Annotated in this window: 4 protein-coding genes; all 4 read right to left on the bottom strand. The window is 58.7% G+C overall.

Features of this window, described 5'->3' with window-relative positions; translation table 11 throughout:
- A partial coding sequence (locus NW807_RS10005) for a glutaredoxin domain-containing protein (protein WP_414426058.1) occupies window positions 1–152 on the bottom strand: 152 nt, incomplete at its 3' end.
- Window positions 153–188: 36 nt separating this feature from the next.
- Complete coding sequence (gene polA, locus NW807_RS10000) at window positions 189–2975, bottom strand: DNA polymerase I (protein WP_414426012.1); 2787 nt, start codon at window positions 2973–2975, stop codon at window positions 189–191.
- Window positions 2976–3019: 44 nt separating this feature from the next.
- On the bottom strand, window positions 3020–3844 hold the full coding sequence (menB, locus tag NW807_RS09995) for a 1,4-dihydroxy-2-naphthoyl-CoA synthase (RefSeq protein WP_414395320.1): 825 nt from the start codon (window positions 3842–3844) through the stop codon (window positions 3020–3022).
- Between the two features lie 36 nt (window positions 3845–3880).
- Entirely contained in the window at window positions 3881–4876 is a 996-nt protein-coding gene (locus NW807_RS09990; RefSeq protein ID WP_414426011.1) for a uroporphyrinogen-III synthase, read from the bottom strand.
- Window positions 4877–4963: the final 87 nt, after the last annotated feature.

Raw genomic sequence — 4963 nt, 5'->3', positions numbered from 1 at the left:
CGGCGCCCGTTGGCCCGCTTGGCCATCTCCGCTCGCGCTGCCTCGTCCCCATCGATGGCGTATTCGATGTACTTGACTCCCTTACGGTCTAGCAGTTGCTTGGCGCGAATGCAGAAGGGACAAAAACGCCATGTGTAGATCTCAACAGCCATAGGGAGAGAACGAACGCTTTCACATAGCTTAACATTTCAGTTGGCCTTCTTCCAGTTGTGGCCGATTTGGATATCCACCACCAGCGGTATGGAGAGAGACACTGCCCCTTCCATTTCTCTTTGAATGAGTGGCTGTAAGTCCTGCCATTCTGAGGGCTCTACTTCAAACACCAGCTCGTCGTGAACCTGCAAAAGCAAACGCGAGCGAAAGTTCTGCAGCTTTTCCTGCAGGCGAACCATGGCCACTTTGATGATGTCTGAAGCGGATCCCTGAATGGGGGCGTTCACGGCAGCCCGCAGCTCAGCTTGCTTGCGATGGCCCGACAGCTGAGACAAATTGGGGAAATAGCGACGGCGGCCCAAGATGGTTTCCACATAGCCATGTTCTTCCACAAAGGCTTGGGTGGCGCGGAGATAGGCAAAAACGCCGGCATAGCGCTCGTTAAATCGCCGCAAAAATTCCTTGGCTTCTGCCAGAGACACGCCAGCAGTGCGGGCAAAACGCTGCGCCCCCATGCCGTAAATAACTCCATAATTGATTGTCTTGGCAAGGCGACGTTCTTCGCTAGTTACCTCTTGTTTTTCAAAGAGCAAGCGAGCAGTAAGGGTGTGCACATCTTCCCCTGAGCGAAAGCCCTCGATGAGCGTTGGCTCTTGGCTGAGGTGGGCCAAGATGCGCAGCTCAATTTGCGAGTAGTCAGCCGAGGCCAATAGCCACCCCTCCTGGGGAATGAAGGCCTGGCGAATGCGGCGGCTGAACTCGCTGCGGATGGGGATGTTTTGCAGGTTGGGGTTAGAGGAGCTGAGTCGGCCAGTAGCGGTAACAGTCTGGTTGAAGTTGGTGTGCACCCTGCCTGTGTCGCGTCTTACCAGAGCTGGCAGCGCGTCCACATAGGTGGATTTGAGCTTGGCCAGAGTGCGGTACTGGAGAATCGTTTCAACAACTGGGTGATCTCCTTCCAGCTTCTCCAAAACCGAAGCATCGGTGGAGTAGCCGGTGGCTGTCTTGCGAGTTTTTCGGATATCTAGCTTTAGCTTTTCAAAAAGCAGGGATCCCAGTTGCTTGGGAGAGTTGAGGTTAAAAACCTCGCCTGCTTGGGCGTAGGCTTTCTGCTCCAGCGTTTGCAGCTCTTTCTCCAGTTCCTGAGAAAACTGCTTGAGAAACTCAGTGTCGATGCGGATGCCGACCCACTCCATTTCTTCCAAAACGTGAGCCAAGGGCAGCTCCACCTGGATAAAAAGATTCCAGAGGCGTGGGTCAGTTTGCTGTAGCTTTTCGGTGAGGATGGGCACCAAACGATAGGCGCAGTAGGCGTCGGTTCCGCAATATTCTGCCACTTTGGCAATGGGCAGATCGGCAATGGACTCTGCTTTGCCCAGCAGCTTTTCGTAGTTGGTGGTGGGTAAGTTTAGATAGGCAGCTGCCAAATCAGCTAGGTTGTGGCTAGCTTCTGGATTGAGCACATAGCTAGCCAACATGGGATCAAATTGGATCCCTTGTAGGCGGATGCCATGAGCGCGAAAAATACTGAGATCATACTTGCAGTTTTGCAGGCTTTTGGGGCGACTGGGATCCTCCCAAATGGGCTGTAGGCTCTGTTTGACTAGGTTCCAGTCCAAGTTGGCTCCCTGGCGGTGGCCAATGGGCAAATAGGCAACATCCCGCTCCGACCAACAGCAGCCAATCCCCACCAGTTGGGCGTCGCGGGGATCTAGACTCGTGGTTTCCGTGTCCCAGGCTACGATCCCGGAGCAGGCCAACAGCTCCTGCCGCAACAGCTCCAACTGCTCAGGGGTATCCACAATGCGTACCGGCGGCAGAGAAGGGGGGGGATGTGCAGCAAAATCAAACCAAAGGGCCTCGTCGTCGGCAGAGCCATTCTTTGAACCTGTCCTGGCTTCAGGGACTTGGGCTGGGATCCCGCCCAAAGTGGCTTGCAGCTTGCGCACTTGAGCAATGAAACTGCGAAACTCTAGTTTCTCCAAAAGCGGCAGCACTTCCGCCGGGTCAAACCCGGTCAGCCTCATGCTCTCCCAGTCGGGCAAAAGGGGGACATCACAGTGAATCCGAGCCAGAAATTGGGAGTGCTGGGCTGCGGTGATCCCTTCCTTGAGGTACTGCTGGACTTTGCCAGGGATCTCCTCCAGATGGTTGAAAATCTCCTCCAAGCTGCCGTAGCGCTGCAAGAGCTCTGCCGCTCGCTTGGGGCCGATCCCCTTGACGCCGGGAATGTTGTCGGAGGGGTCACCACAGAGGGCTTTGTAGTCGACCACCTGCCAAGGCCAGATGCCCAATTTCTCTCTGACCTCTTGGGGGCCAAATTCGCTGACGCGATCTTTGCTGTTGAGGTGCAGAACCCGAATTCTTCCCTCGCGGTCAATCAATTGAAACAGATCCTGGTCGCCGCTTAAGATCTGCACCCGATACTCTTGGGGGGCAAGCCTGCAGAGCGTACCCAGAATATCGTCGGCCTCAAAGCCGGGCACTGCCAAAATCGGAATGCGCAGCGCCGCCAACACCTGCCTGAGGTTTTCCACATCCTCAATAAACTCCGGCGGCGTTTCCGGACGGCCTGCTTTGTAGGTTTCATCGGCCTCGTGGCGAAAGGTGGGCTGCCGGGTATCAAAGGCAACAGCTACGTGGGTGGGAGGGTATTTCTCCAAGACCTCCAGCAGCGATTTCAAAAAGCCAAAGCTGACACTGGTCGGGATCCCAGTGGAGGTGCGCAAGCCCCCCTCGCGGCTATGGGCAAAGGCGTAAAAAGAGCGGTAGGCCAGGGAGTGGCCATCGACCAAAAGGAGCGTCTGAGGGTGGGAAGCCATCGGCCAAGACCAAGAACTGAGTCCAGCCTATCGTTTGCTGCCCCCTAGGGCCGCCAGGGAAACTGGCGAAAGTTGGGAGGACGCTTCTCCAAAAAAGCGCGTCTGCCCTCGGCAGCTTCCTCGGTCATGTAATACAAGAGCGTCGCGTCTCCCGCCAGCTCCTGCAGTCCCATCTGGCCGTCGCAATCGGCGTTGAAAGCAGCCTTAAGGCAGCGGATGGCCAGAGGACTGTGTTGGAGGATCTCCCGCGCCCAGCGGATCCCTTCGGCTTCCAGTTCCTCCACCGGCACCACCGCATTGACCAGGCCCATCTCCAGGGCTTGCGCTGCGGTGTACTGGCGGCAAAGAAACCAGATTTCGCGCGCTTTTTTTTGTCCCACCACCCGCGCCAGGTAGCTGGCCCCAAAGCCGCCGTCAAAGCTGCCCACCCGTGGCCCGGCCTGGCCAAAGATGGCGTTGTCGGCAGCGATGGTCAGGTCGCAGATGAGATGCAAAACATTGCCCCCACCAATGGCGTAGCCGGCCACTAGGGCAATCACCACCTTGGGCAGGGAGCGGATGATGCGCTGGAGATCCAAGACGTTAAGACGCGGAACCCCAGCCTCATCCAGGTAGCCGGCCTCTCCCCGCACGCTCTGATCCCCGCCGGCGCAGAAAGCATACTTTCCATCCGTATGGGGCCCGGCGCCCGTCAAGAGCACGACTCCAATACTGGGATCCTCCCGCGCATCCAGAAAGGCATCAATCATTTCGACGATGGTCTTGGGGCGGAAGGCATTGCGCTTGTGGGGCCGGTTGATGGTGATCTTGGCGATGCCGTCCGTCTTCTCGTAGAGGATGTCTTCGTAGAGCTTGGCCGTCTGCCACATGGTGTCCAGAGTCCCAACTGCCCTCCCATTATCCCGCTAGGGGGTGGCCCGGAGGAGGGATCCCAACAGCCCTTCCAGGGTGTACTCCTGAGCCACCACATCTACCCGCCCTAAGACCTTCTTGCAGGTTTCCGCCGTTTTGGGGCCGATGGCAGCAATCTGGACCGGTGGATCCCAGACTTCAGGGCCTAGCCCTGCCTGGCGCAGGAGGTGGGCAAAATGCTGCACCGTTTTGGAGCTGGCAAAGGTGAGAATATCCACCTGGCGATCTTTGAGAGCCTCCACCACCTGGGGATCCGCCGCTGCCGGACAGGTCGATTGATAAGCGGCCACCTCCACCACCTCGGCTCCGCGTTGCCGCAGCCCTTGCACCAGCTCCTCCCGCCCTCCAGATTCGACGCGGGGAAAGAGGATGCGCTGCCCCTGCACCGGCTCCGGCCAAATGGGCAGCAAGGCTTCGGCCACAAACTCGGAAGGCATCAAATCTGGGCGGATGCCATACTGAGCCAGCACCGCCGCCGTTTTGGATCCCACCACCGCCACTTGCAGGGAGTGGAGCGCCCGGCTATCTCGCCCCTGCTGCTGCAGCCGCTCGAAAAAAGCCTGCACCCCATTGGCCGAAGTCAGCAGCAGCCAGTTGAACTGTTGCAAGTTGGCAATGGCGGTGTCCAGGGGATCCCAACTGCTAGGAGGCTGGATCACCAGGGCAGGCATCTCCACCACCCGCGCCCCCTGAGCCCGCAGCAGCTCGCGAAAAGCCGGCGACTGCCCCTCAGCACGGGTGACCAGCACCGTCTTGCCTGCCAAAGGAGCCGGTGGCGGCAACGGTGGAATCCCCAGCAAAAATTCCTGCCGCAGCCGCACCACCTCGCCCACTATCAATAGCCCCGGCAACCTTTCCCCAGCCTCCGGCTCTACCCCTTCCCCCTGCTGCAGCTCCGCCAAGGTGCCCACCCAAACCCGCTGCTCCGCCTGCCCCGCCCCCCAGATCAGGGCCACTGGGCGGTCTGCCGGGATCCCAGACTCCAGCAACCGGGTGCAAATGTATTGCCGCTGACGGGATCACATCAAAATCACCAGCGTATCCAACTGGGCCAGAGCGCCCCAGGGCAGAGCCTC

It is taken from the genome of Synechococcus sp. R70.1 (assembly GCF_047461675.1).
In the GTDB taxonomy this organism is placed as follows: domain Bacteria; phylum Cyanobacteriota; class Cyanobacteriia; order Thermostichales; family Thermostichaceae; genus Thermostichus.
The sequence above is the reverse complement of the archived record's forward strand: the minus strand, read 5'-3'. Positions and strand labels throughout refer to the sequence as shown.